Annotated in this window: 19 protein-coding genes; 11 read left to right on the top strand and 8 right to left on the bottom strand. The window is 63.4% G+C overall.

Going from position 1 to position 16784, the window contains the following annotated elements; translation table 11 throughout:
- Nucleotides 1-63: 63 nt before the first annotated feature.
- A complete protein-coding gene (locus IG197_RS13190; protein WP_192319369.1) occupies nucleotides 64-609 on the top strand; it encodes a DinB family protein in 546 nt (181 codons plus the stop codon).
- Nucleotides 610-663: 54 nt separating this feature from the next.
- Here the strand turns inward: IG197_RS13190 and IG197_RS13195 are convergent, their stop codons facing one another.
- The gene (locus tag IG197_RS13195; protein ID WP_067955317.1) at nucleotides 664-1896 is read right to left on the bottom strand and encodes an NAD(P)/FAD-dependent oxidoreductase; all 1233 of its coding nucleotides are present in this window, start codon (nucleotides 1894-1896) and stop codon (nucleotides 664-666) included.
- A 630-nt stretch (nucleotides 1897-2526) separates the two neighbouring features.
- Between IG197_RS13195 and IG197_RS13200 the strand changes: the two genes are divergently transcribed.
- The 6 genes from IG197_RS13200 to IG197_RS13225 all read left to right on the top strand — a co-directional run bounded on the left by IG197_RS13200 (nucleotide 2527) and on the right by IG197_RS13225 (nucleotide 8495).
- Nucleotides 2527-3831 (top strand): imelysin family protein, encoded by a 1305-nt coding sequence (locus IG197_RS13200; protein WP_192319371.1) that lies wholly within the window; start codon nucleotides 2527-2529, stop codon nucleotides 3829-3831.
- A 78-nt stretch (nucleotides 3832-3909) separates the two neighbouring features.
- The gene (locus IG197_RS13205) at nucleotides 3910-4221 is read left to right on the top strand and encodes a (2Fe-2S)-binding protein (protein ID WP_083948303.1); all 312 of its coding nucleotides are present in this window, start codon (nucleotides 3910-3912) and stop codon (nucleotides 4219-4221) included.
- Complete coding sequence (bfr, locus tag IG197_RS13210) at nucleotides 4187-4672, top strand: bacterioferritin (protein WP_154385891.1); 486 nt, start codon at nucleotides 4187-4189, stop codon at nucleotides 4670-4672. The genes IG197_RS13205 and bfr overlap by 35 nt, the downstream gene beginning before the upstream one ends.
- A gap of 11 nt (nucleotides 4673-4683) precedes the next feature.
- Nucleotides 4684-6294 carry a di-heme oxidoredictase family protein gene (locus IG197_RS13215; RefSeq protein ID WP_192319373.1) on the top strand — a complete coding sequence of 537 codons (1611 nt, stop codon included), beginning with the start codon at nucleotides 4684-4686 and terminating at the stop codon, nucleotides 6292-6294.
- On the top strand, nucleotides 6294-7373 hold the full coding sequence (locus tag IG197_RS13220) for an imelysin family protein (RefSeq protein WP_192319375.1): 1080 nt from the start codon (nucleotides 6294-6296) through the stop codon (nucleotides 7371-7373). The genes IG197_RS13215 and IG197_RS13220 overlap by 1 nt, the downstream gene beginning before the upstream one ends.
- 12 nt (nucleotides 7374-7385) lie before the next feature.
- On the top strand, nucleotides 7386-8495 hold the full coding sequence (locus IG197_RS13225) for a DUF1513 domain-containing protein (RefSeq protein WP_192319377.1): 1110 nt from the start codon (nucleotides 7386-7388) through the stop codon (nucleotides 8493-8495).
- 12 nt (nucleotides 8496-8507) lie between these two features.
- On the opposite strand, the gene phnN is transcribed toward IG197_RS13225, so the two are convergent.
- The 3 genes from phnN to IG197_RS13240 form a co-directional block, all read right to left on the bottom strand.
- Complete coding sequence (gene phnN / locus IG197_RS13230; RefSeq protein ID WP_067955327.1) at nucleotides 8508-9137, bottom strand: phosphonate metabolism protein/1,5-bisphosphokinase (PRPP-forming) PhnN; 630 nt, start codon at nucleotides 9135-9137, stop codon at nucleotides 8508-8510.
- 314 nt (nucleotides 9138-9451) lie between these two features.
- Nucleotides 9452-11044 (bottom strand): peptide chain release factor 3, encoded by a 1593-nt coding sequence (locus IG197_RS13235; protein WP_067955329.1) that lies wholly within the window; start codon nucleotides 11042-11044, stop codon nucleotides 9452-9454.
- Nucleotides 11045-11171: 127 nt separating this feature from the next.
- On the bottom strand, nucleotides 11172-12278 hold the full coding sequence (locus IG197_RS13240; RefSeq protein WP_067955330.1) for a DNA alkylation repair protein: 1107 nt from the start codon (nucleotides 12276-12278) through the stop codon (nucleotides 11172-11174).
- 238 nt (nucleotides 12279-12516) lie between these two features.
- Here IG197_RS13240 and IG197_RS13245 point away from each other — a divergent pair, with 238 nt between their 5' ends.
- Nucleotides 12517-12906 (top strand): SRPBCC domain-containing protein, encoded by a 390-nt coding sequence (locus IG197_RS13245; RefSeq protein ID WP_067955332.1) that lies wholly within the window; start codon nucleotides 12517-12519, stop codon nucleotides 12904-12906.
- Between the two features lie 21 nt (nucleotides 12907-12927).
- On the opposite strand, the gene IG197_RS13250 is transcribed toward IG197_RS13245, so the two are convergent.
- From IG197_RS13250 to IG197_RS13265, 4 genes are all read right to left on the bottom strand, one after another.
- Entirely contained in the window at nucleotides 12928-13284 is a 357-nt protein-coding gene (locus IG197_RS13250) for a DUF1801 domain-containing protein (RefSeq protein WP_192319379.1), read from the bottom strand.
- Nucleotides 13274-13684, bottom strand: a complete 411-nt coding sequence (locus IG197_RS13255) for a VOC family protein (RefSeq protein ID WP_192319381.1) — start codon at nucleotides 13682-13684, stop codon at nucleotides 13274-13276. The genes IG197_RS13250 and IG197_RS13255 overlap by 11 nt, the downstream gene beginning before the upstream one ends.
- A 289-nt stretch (nucleotides 13685-13973) precedes the next feature.
- Nucleotides 13974-14768, bottom strand: coding sequence for a class II glutamine amidotransferase (locus IG197_RS13260; RefSeq protein WP_067955337.1), 795 nt, complete (start codon nucleotides 14766-14768; stop codon nucleotides 13974-13976).
- A gap of 5 nt (nucleotides 14769-14773) precedes the next feature.
- Nucleotides 14774-14989 carry a DUF6356 family protein gene (locus IG197_RS13265; protein ID WP_067965826.1) on the bottom strand — a complete coding sequence of 72 codons (216 nt, stop codon included), beginning with the start codon at nucleotides 14987-14989 and terminating at the stop codon, nucleotides 14774-14776.
- 102 nt (nucleotides 14990-15091) lie between these two features.
- Here IG197_RS13265 and IG197_RS13270 point away from each other — a divergent pair, with 102 nt between their 5' ends.
- The 3 genes from IG197_RS13270 to IG197_RS13280 are packed head-to-tail and all read left to right on the top strand — an operon-like array spanning nucleotide 15092 to nucleotide 16744.
- Entirely contained in the window at nucleotides 15092-15562 is a 471-nt protein-coding gene (locus IG197_RS13270) for an Lrp/AsnC family transcriptional regulator (RefSeq protein WP_192319383.1), read from the top strand.
- Nucleotides 15563-15617: 55 nt separating this feature from the next.
- A complete protein-coding gene (gene dut, locus IG197_RS13275; protein ID WP_192319385.1) occupies nucleotides 15618-16091 on the top strand; it encodes a dUTP diphosphatase in 474 nt (157 codons plus the stop codon).
- Complete coding sequence (locus tag IG197_RS13280; protein WP_192319387.1) at nucleotides 16088-16744, top strand: HAD family phosphatase; 657 nt, start codon at nucleotides 16088-16090, stop codon at nucleotides 16742-16744. Before dut ends, IG197_RS13280 begins: the two co-directional genes overlap by 4 nt.
- Nucleotides 16745-16784 lie beyond the last annotated feature (40 nt).

The raw sequence follows: 16784 nt of genomic DNA on the forward strand, positions 1-16784 counted from the left end.
GGCTGCTCCGGACGATCATCAGGACGTTACTCACATTTGCACACAGACAAAAGGAGCCTCGCGATGAGCGGTCTTCTGCACACCCTGTTCGGCTATCACACCTGGGCCAATGCAGATCTGTTCGGCAAGCTCGAAGAACTCGACCCGGAGCGGCAGGGGGCGGAGCTGGCCAGGGCGTTGCGGCTGATCAGCCATTGCCATGTCGTCGCCCGGATTTTTGCCGCGCATCTGAGCGGCGAGACGCACCATTACACCTCGGACAATGTCGCGCAAACACCGGCCCTTGCGGACTTGCGGTCGGCCGTCACTGACTCGGACCGGTGGTATCTCGACTATGTCGCGCATGTACCATCAGGCCGACTGACCGAGCGGTTGGCATTCATGTTCACCGACGGCGACAAGGGATGCATGTCGCGGGAAGAAATGCTGGGCCATGTCATCCTGCACGGCGGCTATCACCGCGGCGAGGTCGGCCGCATCCTGTCGCAGCTGTCCATCATGCCGCCATGGGATACGCTCGCCGTCTATCTCCACCAGACGGAACCGGCGCGCCGCCTGCAAGGCAGCCAAGCACCGACATCCGCCACAACAGCAGCAGTCTCAGGCTAGCGCGGGTCCTCAAATCCACGGGTCGATTGGCTTGCCAGCGGGGTTCTCGAGCGATTACCCCGCCGGCAGCGCCGCCAGTGCAGCCTTGAGCGCCTCGGCCCCACCCGCCACCTGCTCCGTCGTCGGCGAGAAGCCGAGGCCGAGCATCTTGCGGCCGAGCATGTGGTCGGCGGGACGATTGACAGATTCGATGGCGACAAGGCGGTCGCCGATGAAATGGAACACCGAGAAGCGGTTCTCGGCCGGATCGCCCGACAGGATCTGGCGGTCGCTGCCGGCGGTCAGGCCAACCATCTGCAACTTCATGTCGCCAATGTCGGACCAGAACCACGGTACGGCGACGTAGTCACCGGGATGGCCAAGAACCGTGCGGGCGGCGAGCTTGGCCTGGTCAGTGGCGTTCTGCACCGATTCCAGGCGCACGTCGCTGCCGGTCTGCCAGTGGCGGTAGCTGGCGTTGTCGCCGATGGCGAGAATGTTCTCGACCGAGCTGCGCATGGCCGTGTCGATGCGGATGCCGTTGGCGATCGCCAGCCCCGCCGTCTCGGCCAGTTCGACATTGGGCACGACGCCGATGCCTGTTATCACCATCTTCGCTGGCAGATGCTCGCCGGAAGAGGTCAGCACGCTCGCGACATGGCCGTCCTCACCTTCGATGCGCTCGATGGTGGTCTTGAGCAGGATGCGGACACCCGATGCCGTCAGGCGCTGGCGCACATGTTCGGCGATCAGGGGTGCCACGGCGCGGCCGAGCAGGCGGTCGAGCGCCTCGATCACCGTCACCTTGCGGCCGCCGGCGGCGAGCGTGGCGGCGATCTCCAGGCCGATGAAGCCGCCGCCGATGACGACGACTTCCTCGCAGGCAGCGCTCTGCTCGCGGATCAGCCGGGCATCGGCCACAGAGCGAAGCGACAGCACGCCTGCAAGATGGGCCCCCGGCAGCGGCAGCAAGCGCGGGCGCGAACCCGTGGCAAGGATCAACTGGTCATAGGCAAGGTCACCGCCGCCGGCGAGTTCGAGCCGGCGCGCCGCGGCATCGATGCGTTCGACCAGGGTTCCGGGCCGGAAGTCGATGGTGTGGCCGGTGTAAAACACCTCGCCGCGCAAGGGCTGCGGTTGGGCGGCAGCATCCTTGATGAAGGTCTTGGACAGCGGCGGCTTGTGGTAGGGCAGCTCCTTCTCGTCGCCGAGCAGAATGACCGGCCCATCGTAGCCCTCCTCGCGAAGGCTGGCTGCAGCCTGCACGCCGGCATGGCCGGCCCCGACAATCACCACACCGTTCTTCATGCTCGCCTCTGCAACACCGGAAACCTCTACCGAAATGACCGCTAGGGGCTCCCGCCGCAAGGGGTCATGACGTGATTTCATGGCCGACAGGCAGGATTTCATATCGTACAGGCGGGCCAGATAGTGCCAGGCGTGGCCCCCTGATCATCCCGCGTCGTGGCGCTACCTGATGTCGCAGCGGGTGCCGGGTGCTGCTCGGCAGGTCCCGCGCCATGTCTCGACAAATCAACGGCTTGGCCTCAAGAAGCTCTGCAAAAAACTGGACAGAAACAGTTTAGAATCATTCCAAACTATTGATACCGCTACGCTTTTAGCCGAAATTGCGTTGACTTTTGATGGCGCTCGGCTTTTATGAAGTCGTGCTTTACAGCGCCTGTCTTTGATGTCTGGGCCTTTAACCCTTTCGATTGGAGCTATCTGGGTGCCTGCCTTCGTCGAACCGCGCCATGGCGCGGCTGTTTGCAGCTTGGTCGCGCTGCGCCCTATCAGGGCCTCGAACCACGCGCATATCCGAGGCCGGATCGCCCCTGAGCTTTCTTTCGATGCCATGCCGCCGATCCAGCAAGAAATGCTGACGGCACACGATTTCCAGGCGCTTGCCGGCGCCAACTGGTTCACTGAGGAGAGACCATGCCTGCATCCATCTCGCGCAACCGTCACTACGGCAGGCTCGCCGCCATTGCCGCGACGACCGCGCTGACCGCCGCGATCTTCGTGCTGCCGGCCAAGGCCGCAACCGACGCCAAGGCCGTTCTCACCACCTATTCCGACATTGCGCTTGCCAAATACGAAGACTCGCTGACATCAGCCAAGGCACTCGACACAGCCATCGAAGCGCTGATCGCCAAGCCGTCGGACGAGACGCTGAAGGCAGCGCGCGAAGCCTGGAAGGCTGCCCGCATCCCCTACCAGCAGACGGAAGTCTACCGCTTCGGCAACGCGATCGTCGACGACTGGGAAGGCCGCGTCAACGCATGGCCGCTGGATGAAGGCCTGATCGACTATGTCGACAAGGGCTATGGCACCGAGTCCGACGAGAACTCGCTCTACACCGCCAACGTCATCGCCAACCCGTCGATCGAGATCAACGGCCAGAAGGTCGATGCCTCCAAGATCACGCCCGAGTTGCTGGCCGGCACGCTGCAGGAAGCCGGTGGCATCGAGGCCAACGTCGCCAGCGGCTATCATGCCATCGAGTTCCTGCTCTGGGGCCAGGATTTGAACGGCACCGGAGCAGGCGCCGGCAACCGTCCCTACACCGACTATGACACCGCCAATTGCACCGGCGGCAATTGCGACCGCCGCGGCCAGTATCTGAACGCCGCTTCCGACCTGCTCGTCGCCGATCTCGAGGAGATGGTCAGCAACTGGAAGGCCGACGGCGCGGCCCGCAAGGCGCTTCTCGACGGCGACGCCAAGGCTGGCATTTCGACCATCCTGACCGGCATGGGCTCGTTGTCCTACGGCGAATTGGCCGGCGAACGCATGAAGCTCGGCCTTTTGCTCCACGATCCGGAAGAGGAGCATGACTGCTTCTCCGACAACACCCATATCTCGCATCTCTATGACGCCGTCGGCATCCGCAACGCCTATCACGGCAGCTACAAGCGGATCGACGGCTCGACCGTCGAGGGCCCGTCGGTCTCCGACATGGTCAAGGAAGCGGACGCAGGGCTCGATACCGAGCTCAGCGGCAAGCTCGACACCACGGTCGCCAAGATGGAAGCGATCCAGGCCCGCGCCGTCGGCGGCGAGGCCTATGACCAGCAGATCGGCGAAAGCAACACCGAAGGCAACGCCACGGTGCAGGCGGCCATCGACGCGCTGGTCGACCAGACCAAGTCGATCGAGCGTGCGGTTGCCGCGCTCAAGCTCGACGCCATCGCATTCGAGGGTTCGGACAGCCTCGATTCGCCTGACAAGGTCTTCCAGTGAGGGCTTGCCGCGCCTAAATTTCTCTAGCCAAACGGCGCGCCAAAGGGAGCGCGCCGTCAGCCACGGTCGTTCGAAACCATGCTTATCTGCCATTGCAATCTGATTACCCAAAAGGAGATCGAAGACACAATCGTCGAGCTTTTGGATCGGGACCCGTGGACACTGATCGTGCCCGCGAAGGTCTATCATACGCTGCAGAAGCGCGGACGTTGTTGCGGCTGCTTCCCAAATGTGGTCGAAACGATAATTCGGATCACCGAAGCTTATCATGCTCGTTCGGAATCGGGCGAGGTGGATGTCGTTTCACACCTGGACCGCGTCAGAGAGTTGCGCGTTCAATTTGGGAGCAAGGCAAATGAAGGGCGAAAAACAGGTCATCGAGCGGCTTAACGAGGCGCTTTTCCTCGAGCTCGGCGCCGTCAACCAGTATTGGGTGCATTACCGCCTGCTTGAAGACTGGGGTTACGGCAAGCTCGCCAAGAAGGAGCGTGAGGAATCGATCGAGGAGATGCACCACGCCGACAAGCTGATCGCGCGCATCATCTTCCTCGAAGGTCATCCCAACCTGCAGTCCATCTCGCCGCTGCGTATCGGCCAGAACCTCAAGGAAGTGCTCGAGAGCGATCTCGCCGGAGAGTATGACGCCCGCACTTCCTACAAGAAATCCAGGGATATCTGCTCGCAGCATGGCGACTACGTATCGATGAAGCTCTTCGAGGAACTGCTCGCCGATGAGGAAGGTCACATCGACTTCCTCGAGACGCAGTTGCAGTTGCTCGCCGAGATCGGCGACGAGAAGTACGGCCAGCTCAACGCCGAGCCAGCTGACAAGGCCGAATAGGACATGCCGGAATGCGGCGCACTTTTCTGACCACGCGCCGCGCACGTACCGGCAAGTTTCCCGACGACAAGATAAAACGACAGCGGAGCGCGACAGCGCTTCGCCTCCTGCTGTTGGCTGGCCTGATAGCGGCCCTGCCGGCAACGGTGGTGATTTCAGGCGAAGCGGTTCCCGCCGGCCTGACCACCGAGCGCACCGACCTGACGCCCAAGGACAAGGCGCGCGTCGACAAGATCGTCCGGCCGACCACCGACTTCAGCAAACCCGAACAGTTCGAGCGCATGCAGGGCGGAGCCGGTACTTCGGAAAAGCGCGTCAACCAGGATGCGTTCTCGCAATCCTCGGCCAACATCACCTTCGAGGAAGAAGGCACCTTCAAGCTCGGCAACGGCATGTTCCGCAAGCTATGGGTGTCGTCGCCGTCGTCGACCCAGGCCTCCGACGGGCTGGGGCCGCTGTTCAACGCCCGCGCCTGCCAGAGCTGCCACGTCAAGGACGGCCGCGGCCATCCGCCGGAAGGCAATTCCGACGCCACCTCGATGTTCCTGAGGCTCGCCCGCACGGCCGAAACGGCGGAAGAAAAAACCGCGATCGTCGAGCGCAAGGTGCTGAACTTCCCCGATCCCACCTATGGCGGCCAGTTCCAGGATCTTGCCGTGCCCGGCCTCAAGAGCGAAGGCCGGATGGTGATTTCCTACCAGCAGTTTCCGGTCCAGCTTTCCGACACCATGACGACGCTGCGCTGGCCGATCTATTCGGTGACCGACCTCGGTTATGGTGCGATGGACCCGAAGACGACATTGTCGCCACGCATCACGCCGCCGATGATCGGCCTGGGCCTCGTCGAGCAGATCCATCCCGCCGACATCCTTGCCAATGCCGATCCCGACGACAAGGACGGCGACGGCATTTCGGGCAAGGCCTCCATCGTGCGCGACCACAAATCAGGCGAGCTGACGCTCGGCCGCTTCGGCTGGAAGGCGTCGGCGCCGTCGATCCGCCAGCAATCGGCCGATGCCTTTGCCGGCGACATCGGCATCTCGACGCCCGACGTGCCCAGGCACTGGGGCGACTGCACCGACGCCCAGACGGCGTGTCTCGAGAAGCCCAATGGCGTGCAGGAGCGGCTCGGCAGCAGCGAAGCCCCCGACCCGATCATGGATCTGGTCACCTTCTATTCGCAGAACCTGGCCGTCCCGGCTCGGCGCGACATCGACGACCGCCAAGTGCTGCGCGGCAAGCAGATGTTCTACGAGGCCGGCTGCGCGTCCTGCCACATGCCGAAATTCGTCACGCGCCGCGATGCGCCCAACAAGGCGCAGAAATTCCAGCTGATCTGGCCCTATTCCGACTTCCTGCTGCACGACATGGGCGACGAACTCGGCGACGGCCAGCAGGTCGGCGACGCCAGCGGTAACGAATGGCGCACGCCGCCGCTGTGGGGCATCGGCCTGACCAAGACGGTCAACGGCCATACCTTCTTCCTGCACGATGGTCGGGCCCGCAATCTGGCCGAGGCGATCCTTTGGCATGGTGGCGAAGGCCAGAAGTCACGAGACCACTTTGCCGCGCTGCCGCCGCAGGACCGCGATGCGTTGATCAAGTTCCTGGAGTCGCTGTGATGGCTGGACGTCCCCTGGCTGCTGTCCTCGCTTTTTGCCTGTTCGTGCCGTCGACCGCCGCTTACGCCAGCGAGGCGTCGGCCAAGGTGATCACTGACGCCATCGACGGTTTCATCCGCCCGGCCTATGGCCGGCTGGTCGGCACGACTGCCGATCTCAGTAAGTCTATGGTTACGCTTTGTGCAAAACCGTCTTCCGATACGCTTGCTGCAGCGCGCGCGGCATTCGCCAGAACCACGGCGACCTGGTCGGAGATCGAGATCATCCGCTTCGGACCAATCACCGAGCAGAACCGGCTGGAGCGCCTGCTGTTCTGGCCAGACCGCAAGGGAACCGGGCTGAAGCAGGTGCAGTCGGCCCTTGCCGACAAGGATGCCACCGCCACCGACGCAGCCACGCTCGGCCAGAAGAGCGTTGCCATGCAGGGGCTCGGCGCGTTGGAATTCGTGCTGTTCGGCACCGCCGCCGATGAGCTTTCCGGCACCTCGGCCGCCTATCGCTGCGCCTATGGCCAGGCGATATCAGGCAACATCGGGGCCATTGCCGCCGAGGTCGACGCCGCATGGCGCGACGACAAGGGTTTTGCCAGCCAGTGGAAGAACCCGGGTGCTGCCAATCCGCTCTACCGCGACGACACCGAAGCGCTGACCGAACTGCTCGAAGTCTATGTCAACGGGCTCGAGCTGGTGCGCGACGTGCGCCTCAATGGCTTTTTCGGCAAGAATGCCGCGTCCGACAAGCCGAAGCAGGCGCTTTATTGGCGCTCTCAAGGCACGGGCGCCTCGCTTGCCGGCAACATCGCGGGCATGGAAGCGCTTTTCGCCGCTTCGAAATTCGGCGAGCTGGTGCCGACCGACGAGCGTTGGGTTGCCGAGTCGATCGGCTTCGAATTCACCAATGCGCAGGCAGCGGCGGCTGCGGTCACCGGCCCGATCGATGCGGCCCTTGCCGACCCCGCCAAACGCGAGAAGCTCGGCTATTTCGCGCTGGTGACGTCGAGCCTGTCGGAGCAGTTCGGCACCAGGCTTTCCGGGGCCCTCGGACTGACTGCCGGTTTCTCGTCGCTCGACGGCGACTGAGGAGCCAGGACAATGCGCACACCGCTGTTCGACCGCCGCGATTTCCTCAAGGCAGCTGGAGCAGGCTTCGTGCTTTCGCTCTGCCCCGCCAGGCGCGCACTGGCACTCGAGACCGACGCAATGTTCGCCACAGCTTACCAGGCCAGGACCGGCGAGTATGGCGTGGCGATCCTGTCGGAGGCCGGCAAGATCCTGCACAGCGTCACCCTGCCAGAGCGCGGACACGACGTGACATTCGATCCCGTCTCGCGCAAGTCGGCGGTGTTTGCGCGCCAGCCCGGCACCTTCATGCTGGTGTTCGACCACACCGGCAAAGTCGCGCCGCTGACCATCCCGAGCATCGCCGGCCGCCACTATTACGGCCATGGCGTATTCTCGCCCGATGGCGCGCTGCTCTACGTCACCGAAAACGACTTCGACAACGCCGCCGGCATGGTCGGCGTTTATGACGCGCGCGACGGCTTCCGCCGCCTCAGCGAATTCCCGACCCATGGCGTCGGCCCGCATGAGCTGATCCTGCTTGGCGACGGGCGCACGCTCGCCATCTGCAATGGCGGCATCGAGACCCATCCGGATTTCGGCCGCGCCAAGCTCAACATTCCGACCATGAAGCCGTCCTTCGTGCTTGTCGACCGCGTCTCGGGCGATCTGATCGAGAAACACGAACTGCCGGAAAAGCTTCACCAACTGTCGATCCGGCATATGGACATCGACGCCCACGGCACCGTCTGGTTCGGCTGCCAGCACGAGGGGCCGGCAACGGAAAAGCCACTGTTGATCGGCCGAGCCGCGCGCGGCAAGGAGCTGGAAATGCTTGACATGCCCGAGGACATCCTCGGCGGTTTCCGCAACTATATCGGCTCGGTCGCGGCCAATCGCGACGCCGGGCTGATCGCCGTCTCTTCGCCGCAAGGCAACGCCTGGGCAATGATCGAGGCCAAGACGGGCAAGGTCGTGGCCAATGCCGATCTGGTCGAGGTTTGCGGGTTGGCGCCGGACCGCGATGGTTTCCTCGCCACCACGGGCGCCGGCCTTGTCGTCGATCCCGACGGCAAAAAGACCGACGATCCCGAGCATGTCTGGGACAACCACATGCTGCGGATCGATCCGCGAAATACGTAAGTCTTTACTTACCTATATCATGCCGGATACGTCGGAGAAGGCGACGGCCTTGCGCAACACGGCAAGGAAGCGTTCGCCGGCGATTTCAGCCGGGCCGCTGTTGTCGATCACCACATGGCCGGGACCACTGAGATCATGCGGAGCGGTACGCGCCAGTCTCGCCAGCACCTCGCCGCGCGATTCACGGCCGCGCGCGGCAAGCCGGGTGGCCAGGATTTCGGGTGCTGCGGTGATTTCGACCACGGCGACATTGGCGTAGCGCTGGCGTAGCGCCGGGATGACCCCGCGCGAGGTGTTGGCAACGACGACGTGGCCGACCGAAATGGCATCGTCGACGGAAGCTGGAATGCCGTAGCGCAAACCATGCGCCTCCCAGGACAGCGCAAAGGCGCCCGATGCGTCAGCCTCGATGAAGGCGGCGTCGGCCAGCGTGTCGTGATCCTCGGTCGCGCCGTCGCTGTGGCGGGTGATGACGCGGCGGGCGAACTCGACATGGTCGTCGTCGGTCAGGCGCTCTCGGACATAGGCAATCAGCGTGTCCTTGCCGGCACCGCTGGGTCCGACGACGGCGACGAAGACGCCGTAGCGGACAGGAGAGCCAACGCGGGTCAGTTCACGCTCGATCAATGCTGAAACCATCATGCGACGTCATTTCCTCCATGTCCGCGCATCGGCCCGAAAATCGCTCTCGATTTTCGGAAAGCACGATGCGCCACTTTAAGCCTTGGAGCGTCCTTTGTGCGTCCACCCGGACGCACGGCGCTCTAGTGCCCCCGCCCTGGCGGCGCCGGCCCTTTTCAGCAAGCTCGGCGCATTGAACATCTCCAGTGCTGACCTGTCACGCCCCATGGCTTGGACCACGGGCAGGCGGCGGCACTGCGATGCCATTAGGCGATTTACATGACGGAATGACGAAACGAGATGCAGGGCGGCAAATCCGCCCCTGGCACCCTTGTTCAGGCGACCTTGTCGCGGACCTGATAGTCCTTGATCGCGGCGAAGCGGATCATCTTCCAGCGCTCGGCCTCGTAATTGAGCGAGAATTCGTGCTGAGCGAGGAACACCGGGTCGTTATCGAGATCGCGCGCGATGTCGCCGCGATGGCTTTCGATGAAGCGGTGCAGGTCGGCCTTGTCGTCGGCATCAATCCAGCGGCAGACAGAGAAGCGCGCCATCTCGAAATCGACGGGCAGGGTATATTCCACCGACAGGCGCTCCTTGAGCACGTCGATCTGCAGCGCACCGACGACGCCGACGATGGCAGGCGAGCCGTCCTCGGGCTGGAACAGCTGGACGACGCCTTCCTCGGCCATCTGGTGCAGCGCTTCCTTCAGCTTCTTGGCCTTCATCGCATCGCCGAGGCGGACGCGGCGCAGGATTTCGGGCGCAAAGTTGGGAACGCCGCGGAACAGGATGTCCTCGCCCTCGGTCAGCGTGTCGCCGATGCGCAACGTGCCGTGGTTTGGGATGCCGACGACGTCGCCGGCATAAGCCTCGTCGGCGGTGATGCGCGAACGGGCGAAGAAGAACTGCGGCGCTGACAGGCTCATCTGCTTGCCGGTACGGACCAGCTTGGCCTTCATGCCGCGCTTGAGCTCGCCGGAGCAGACACGCACGAAGGCGATACGGTCGCGGTGGTTCGGGTCCATATTGGCCTGGATCTTGAAGACGAAGGACGTCATCTTCTCTTCCGTCGCCTCGACCTTGCGCGTGTCGGCCTCCTGAGCCCGAGGCGCGGGGCCGAAGTCGCCAAGCGCCTCAATCAGGTCGCGGACGCCGAAATTGCGCAGGGCCGAACCGAAATAGACCGGCGTCAGATGGCCTTCGCGGAACGCCTGCAGGTCGAACGGGCGGCAGGCCTCGCGGGCAAGCTCCAGTTCCTCGATAAACGCCGGGCGCTCATTGTCCGGCAACAGGCCGGCGGCGCGGTTGGAATCGGGACCATGCACCGGCGTGCGCTCAGCCTCGGCGTCGCCACGGCGCACCGCGTTCTGGGCGAGGTGATAGGTGCCGGAGAAGGTCTTGCCCTGACCGATCGGCCAGGTGATCGGGGCGGTGTCGAGCGCCAGCTTCTCTTCGATCTCGTCGAGAATCTCGAAGGTGTTGCGCGCCTCGCGGTCCATCTTGTTGACGAAGGTGATGATCGGGATGTCGCGCAGGCGGCAGACCTCGAACAGCTTCAGCGTGCGCGGCTCGATACCCTTGGCCGCGTCGATGACCATGACAGCACTGTCGACCGCAGACAACGTTCTATAGGTATCGTCGGCGAAGTCCTCGTGGCCGGGCGTGTCGAGCAGGTTGAAGACGTTGTCGCCATATTCGAAGGTCATCACGGAGGTGACGACCGAAATGCCGCGCTCGCGCTCGATCTTCATCCAGTCAGAGCGCGTCTGGATCTTGTCCTTCTTGGCCTTGACCTCGCCGGCGAGCTGGATCGCGCCGCCGAACAACAGCAGCTTTTCGGTCAGCGTCGTCTTGCCGGCGTCAGGGTGGGCGATGATCGCGAACGTACGGCGGCGCGCCACCGCCTTTTCGATGTCTTCAGCCATCGGGGATTCCTTGTGATGGCGGGCTTCTAACAGCCGAGGCCGTGCCTGTCGAGGAATTGGAGCAATGCAGGATGTTCAGGTCCTCCCTCCTCAAATGGGGGGGAGGTGCGACGTCAACGTCTGGCCTCTACCCCTTCAGCTCGAAGCCGCCCTCGGCCACCGTCTCGCCATTGACGATCAGCTCGATCAAGTGATGGCCGGGATAGTGCTTGCGTGTGGTGAAGTCGCGCACCGCCTGGCTGATCGAGAGTTCCTTCTGGCTGCCCGGCGCAAGGTTGATCTCCTTGAGCTTGAACACTTTCTTCGAGCTGCCGCCGCTTTTCTTGACGTAGTGCACGGCATAGTCGACCACCAGCTGCTGCGCCGTCTCGGCGGTCGAGGCGATGTTGGCCTTGAGCGTGATGCGGCCGCCGAGCAGGATCGCCGCCGGCTGGACCGCGAAGGTGTCGACACGCACCATCGGCTTGCCCGTCGTGCCGATCGCGCCAAGTGCGCGGGGATCGCCCTTCTTGATCATCGTCCGCAGCGCGTGCTTGACGATCCAGGCAGTGTTCCTGTCGTCCATGTCCCATGCCGAGATGCGGTCGATCACCCGGTCGGGATGGTCCTTGGAAATGTCGTTGAGGTGGTTGGCTACGGATTTGCGCACATAGAGGCTGGGATCGCTGCGCAGCGTCTCGAGGATGGGTGCCGTCGGCGACGGATCCTTGATCAGCTGCTTGAGCTGGAACGACCACGGTAGCCGCGGGCGCGATCCCTCGCTGGCCAGGCGGCGCACATGCTCGTTGTCGTCGAGTGCCCAGCGGCGCATCACCTTCAGCGTGCCATCGAAATCCATGGCCAGGAAATGCCGGATGGCGAATTCGGCCGAACCAAAGCGGGTGAAATAGTGCAGTGCCTGCATCGACAGGTCGACATGGCCCTTGCCGTAAAGCGCGACATATTCCGACAGAACGATCGAGGCGAAGCTGTGCTGGATGCGCGGCGCCAGCTCGTAAAGCACATCGACGCCACGCTCGAAGCTGCCCGGCAGGGCGCCGTGCAGGCTGGTCGCGGTCTGTCGCAGCCGCTGCATGATGCCGAGATCGTCGAGATTGGCGGTCGCCAACGCCATGAACTTTTCCGCATCGAAAGCAGCCGAGATGGACGCCGTCTCGGTGGCAATGTGGCGAAGGCGGTCGCGATCGAAGATTTCCTTGAGTGCCGGGGCGGCTAGCGTCTGGTCTTCCGTCATCTGTTTCCGTCCTGCATGGCGCCCCCGCGCCGGCCCTTGGGCGTCCATTCGGACGAAGGGCTCGTTGCGCAGATACGAATCGGACTTCGAAACTACAATCCCTCTCCTGCCAAGGCACTGTCAGGAGACACTCGACGGCGGCACTTTCGTCTTCGCAAACCGCCGTTGACGTTACTGCCGGACGGGCGGAAAATATTCTCAACGCGCGGGACACATCGCGCCTTTGCAGGAGGTCGACATGACCATCCACCAGGAAGTGCATCTCAAGGGCTCACCCAGAAACATCTATGAACTGCTGCTCGATTCCGCCCGCTTTCAGGCGATGACGGGTGGCCGGGCGGCCCATATCTCGCCCCATGAGGGCGGCGAAGTCTCGATGTTCGGCGGCGATATCGAGGCGCGCAATGTCGAACTGGTGCCCAACCGCCGCATCGTCCAGGCTTGGCGCTCCCGCGTCTGGCCCGAAGGCACCTATTCGATCGTGCGCTTCGAACTGCAGGCCGACGGCACCGGCACGAGACTGACCTTCGACCAGGCCGGTTACCCACGCTCGGCGCATGCAGCGCTCGATGAAGGCTGGGCGAAGATGTACTGGGAGCCGATGAACCGCGCCCTGACGCATCATTGACGGCGGCGCGGCTAACGCCTTTCAGGCGTCTGCGGTCTGGCGCGCCAGCACGACATAGTGAGTGACATGCCGGTCGTCGATGTCCGACACCGAGAAGAGCTTGATGTGGCGTCGCAGTTTGCCATGCCCCAGAAGCACGCCGTGCGTGTCCGGCAAAGCCGCACCTTGGCTGAGTTCCAGCGTAACATGACCGGCATATGAGAAGACGCCGCAAAACGGCGTACGCGCCGAAAACAGGATGCCGCCGTATTTGACCTCCTCGGAGATGGACGGACCGGCCTGCAGCACGATCTCGCGCAGCCGCGACACAATAGCGAAGTGATCTGCCCGCTGATCCTGCAGCTCGTCCAGGAAGGCTAGAACGCGATCACAGGTCATGGTCAATCCGTGGCGCATAGAACTGCCTGAACTCGTGGGATGGTTCGCGGTTGGAGTAGATGTAGAGCGTGATGCCGTTGGGGTCCTGGATCGCAAAACCGCGATCGCCCCAGGGATGGTCCTCGATCGGCATGACAGGCACCAGCCCCACGGCCGTCATTGCGCGATGCTCGCCATCGACGTCGTCGACGCAGAGATTGTAAGTCAGGCCCGCCGTGTCGCATGTGGGTTGTTCTCCCTGCGGCTCCATGAATTGCAGCGAAAGCCCTGTCTCAAATTCAAGGCTGACGAACCAGCCGCAATCGAACACCGCTCGCGCGCCAAAATGCCTGATGTAGAAGTCGCGTGTCTCGACGACGCGTTTGGTCGTGATGCAGGGAGATGCAGTTGTCGGGCGCATTGTGCAAGCTCGCTGTGAGTTGACTGGCGAGATCTGCTGTCTTCGAGGCTTCGCCAAACGCGGCGGTAACAAGCCAAGGCTCGCAGCAGAAATCCCTTCGGATGTCCCTGGAAAATACACATCGGCCCGCTTCGATCTTGAACAAATCGGACAGCGGCCGGTCAAACTGAGACGGGGGACAGGCGCGCAGACATAGGGCAAAGCGCAAGTGCCGACGCATTGGTCTGGACACGTCTGCGCGTAGGCGTCGATCGCGTTCAGCCTAAACGTCGCCTGCAGGCCGCCGGTTTCAGCCGGCCAGTGCGAGTTGCGCCAATGCCGGCTGGAACGGGCGGACGGTCATTTCATCAGGCGTCATGGCGACGAAACTCGACGGCGGCACCGCCTGCCAGCTCTGTCCTTCGCGGTCGAAGGGTTCGGAGACGATGCAGCGACCGGTTTCGCCGTCGCGCGTGTAGAGCGTCGGCGCATGTCCGTCGGTGGCAAAGCGCACGGCAAACAGGCTTGTGCCGTCACTGAAAGCGGCAGTCAGCTTCAGCTGCGGATCAATGCCGGCGCCATGTGCGGCAGCAACCACACGGCCGGTGGCACGGGTGACCGCGCCCTGTGGATCAGCGTCGAGCCCCTCTTCCAGCATCAGCATGAAAAACAGCTCGGAATCGGTCGTGCCCTGGCGCTGCTCGTAGAGATCGTCGTTGATGCTGGCCTCGAGCCGGCGCCGGATCTTCTCGAAGCCCGAGATCTGGCCGTTGTGCATGAAGCTCCAGCGTCCCGAAATGAAGGGGTGGCAGTTGGCGCGGCTGGTGGCGCCGCCGGTCGATGCCCGGACATGGGCGAGAAACAGGCCCGACTTGATCTGCCGGCACAGGCTTTTCAGATTGGGGTCCGACCAGGCCGGCAGGATGTCGCGATAGAGGCCCGGCTCCGGCCGCTCACCATACCAGGCAAGCCCGAAACCGTCGCCATTGGTCGGCGACTTGGCCTCCTGCGCGCAATGGCTCTGTGCGATCAGCGAATGGCACGGCGCCGTCACGATGTCTTCGAGGAAGACCTCTTCACCGATATAGGCGGCCCACCGGCACATGCGCTTCAACGTCCCCGATTGTGTGTCCGCTCGTACAGCCGGCGGATGATCGTGCTGGCAGTAGATTCGAACAGGAAGGGTAACAAAGCGTGAATGAGTGCCGCGCCCGCTGCCAGGAACAGCTGACCGGCGAACCAGCCGGCAAAACGCATGTGCTCGAAATAGCTCTCGTCGACCGCCTCGGGGTGAGCCGTGAACAGCTTTGCGATGCGTGCGGACATGAGAACCTCCCTGGCTGACATGAGTATCGTCGCACGGGAGAGAGGTTCATCGGTCCCAATCTGTCCTTGCCATTCACCAAGTTTTGGGACATTTATCCCAAGATGTCTGGAGAACTCGATACGATTGATCGAAGAATACTCGCCGAACTGCAGCGCGACGGCACGCTTTCGGTCGACCACCTGTCCGAGCGCGTGGGTCTCTCGCGCAATGCCTGCTGGCGCCGGGTCAAAAGGCTCGACGATGAGCGCTTCATCACCGGCCGCGTCGCGCTCGTCGATGCCGACAAGCTCGGCCTTGGCCTTTCCGTGTTCATCCTGGTGCGGACGTCGAGCCACGACCCCGAATGGCTGGCCAGGTTCCGCGCCGGCGTGACATCGTTTCCCGAGATCACCGGCGTCTATCGCATGTCGGGTGATCTCGACTATGTCTTGCGTGCCCGCGTCGCCGATGTGAAAGCGTATGACCGTCTCTACCAGCGCCTCATCGCCAAGGTACCGCTGTCGGATGTGTCGGCCTCCTTCGTCATGGAGGAGATCCGCGAAACGACTGTCGTGCCGGTGGAAATTCGCTGAGTGCGACCTCTTGTGAATTGACCTCTTCTGGACGCTGTCCCATAGGATCGCCGCCATGACCGCCGCAACCTCTTCCGCCCCCGTCATCGGGATCGTCCGCTTGCCGCATTCGGGCGAGCTGCCCCTGCCGTCCTACGAAACGTCGGGTGCCGCCGGCATGGACCTGCGCGCCGCGGTGCCGGATGACCGGCCGCTTTTGATCCTGCCCGGCAAGCGCGCCTTGGTGCCGACCGGCCTGATCTTCGAAATACCGGAAGGTTTCGAAGGTCAAATTCGCCCGCGGTCCGGCCTTGCCTTCAAGCACGGCATCACCTGCCTCAACACGCCGGGTACAATCGACAGCGACTATCGCGGCGAGGTCAAGGTGCTGTTGATCAACCATGGCGACGAGGACTTCTATGTCGAGCGCGGCATGCGCATCGCCCAGATCGTCATCGCATCGGTGACCCGCGCCGGGGTCGAGGAGCGCACGCTTGCCGGCGACACGTCGCGCGGCGCCGGCGGCTTCGGCTCCACGGGCACCGCGTGAACAAGCCGAATCTCGTCATCTTCGACTGCGACGGCGTGCTGGTCGACACAGAGCCGCTGGCCAACCAGCGGCTCGCGGCCTGGCTGACAGAGGCGGGTTATCCCGTCAGCTACGAGGACTGCCGCCGCCAGTTCGTCGGCCGCAGCCTGGTGTCGGTGCAGAAGGAGGTCGAGGCGACGGGCATCAGCCTCGGCCCCGATTTCGTCGAGCGCTGGTACCGCGAGCTGCCGGAGCTGTTTGCGTCAGGCGTCCAGGCGATCCCGCACGTCGAGACCTTCGTCACCGCCGTGCAGACGGCCGGAATCGCCTATTGCGTGGCGTCGTCGGCACGGGTCAACAAGATGCATATGACGCTCGGCCAGACCGGGCTGCTGCCCTATTTCCACGACGTGCTGTTCTCGGCCACCATGGTCGAGCGCGGCAAGCCGTTTCCAGACCTGTTCCTGCACGCCGCTGGCACGATGGGCTTTGCCCCAGCCGACTGTATCGTCATCGAGGACAGCGTCGCCGGCGCCCAGGCCGGGCGTGCCGCCGGCATGCGGGTGTTCGGCTATCACCGCGACCCGCACTCCGACTGCGATGGCCTCAAGGCGGCGGGCGCCGTGCTGTTCGACGACATGCGCAAACTGGCAGGACTGATCCCGATCGCCTGAAACAGGGTTTGAGCCCTTCGGCGCGCCGGTCTAATATTGC

It is taken from the genome of Aminobacter sp. SR38 (genome assembly GCF_014843375.1).
GTDB classification, from domain to species: domain Bacteria; phylum Pseudomonadota; class Alphaproteobacteria; order Rhizobiales; family Rhizobiaceae; genus Aminobacter; species Aminobacter ciceronei.

Coding starts and splice junctions, on each gene's coding strand:
- IG197_RS13260 (WP_067955337.1), bottom strand. CDS start 14,768: ATGTGCCGGTGGGCCGCCTATATCGGTGAAGAGGTCTTCCTCGAAGAC.
- IG197_RS13255 (WP_192319381.1), bottom strand. CDS start 13,684: ATGCGCCCGACAACTGCATCTCCCTGCATCACGACCAAACGCGTCGTC.
- IG197_RS13240 (WP_067955330.1), bottom strand. CDS start 12,278: ATGACGGAAGACCAGACGCTAGCCGCCCCGGCACTCAAGGAAATCTTC.
- IG197_RS13265 (WP_067965826.1), bottom strand. CDS start 14,989: ATGTCCGCACGCATCGCAAAGCTGTTCACGGCTCACCCCGAGGCGGTC.
- IG197_RS13195 (WP_067955317.1), bottom strand. CDS start 1,896: ATGAAGAACGGTGTGGTGATTGTCGGGGCCGGCCATGCCGGCGTGCAG.
- IG197_RS13235 (WP_067955329.1), bottom strand. CDS start 11,044: ATGGCTGAAGACATCGAAAAGGCGGTGGCGCGCCGCCGTACGTTCGCG.
- phnN (WP_067955327.1), bottom strand. CDS start 9,137: ATGATGGTTTCAGCATTGATCGAGCGTGAACTGACCCGCGTTGGCTCT.
- IG197_RS13245 (WP_067955332.1), top strand. CDS start 12,517: ATGACCATCCACCAGGAAGTGCATCTCAAGGGCTCACCCAGAAACATC.
- IG197_RS13250 (WP_192319379.1), bottom strand. CDS start 13,284: ATGACCTGTGATCGCGTTCTAGCCTTCCTGGACGAGCTGCAGGATCAG.
- IG197_RS13200 (WP_192319371.1), top strand. CDS start 2,527: ATGCCTGCATCCATCTCGCGCAACCGTCACTACGGCAGGCTCGCCGCC.
- IG197_RS13215 (WP_192319373.1), top strand. CDS start 4,684: ATGCGGCGCACTTTTCTGACCACGCGCCGCGCACGTACCGGCAAGTTT.
- IG197_RS13270 (WP_192319383.1), top strand. CDS start 15,092: ATGTCTGGAGAACTCGATACGATTGATCGAAGAATACTCGCCGAACTG.
- IG197_RS13205 (WP_083948303.1), top strand. CDS start 3,910: ATGCTTATCTGCCATTGCAATCTGATTACCCAAAAGGAGATCGAAGAC.
- IG197_RS13225 (WP_192319377.1), top strand. CDS start 7,386: ATGCGCACACCGCTGTTCGACCGCCGCGATTTCCTCAAGGCAGCTGGA.
- IG197_RS13220 (WP_192319375.1), top strand. CDS start 6,294: ATGGCTGGACGTCCCCTGGCTGCTGTCCTCGCTTTTTGCCTGTTCGTG.
- bfr (WP_154385891.1), top strand. CDS start 4,187: ATGAAGGGCGAAAAACAGGTCATCGAGCGGCTTAACGAGGCGCTTTTC.
- IG197_RS13190 (WP_192319369.1), top strand. CDS start 64: ATGAGCGGTCTTCTGCACACCCTGTTCGGCTATCACACCTGGGCCAAT.
- dut (WP_192319385.1), top strand. CDS start 15,618: ATGACCGCCGCAACCTCTTCCGCCCCCGTCATCGGGATCGTCCGCTTG.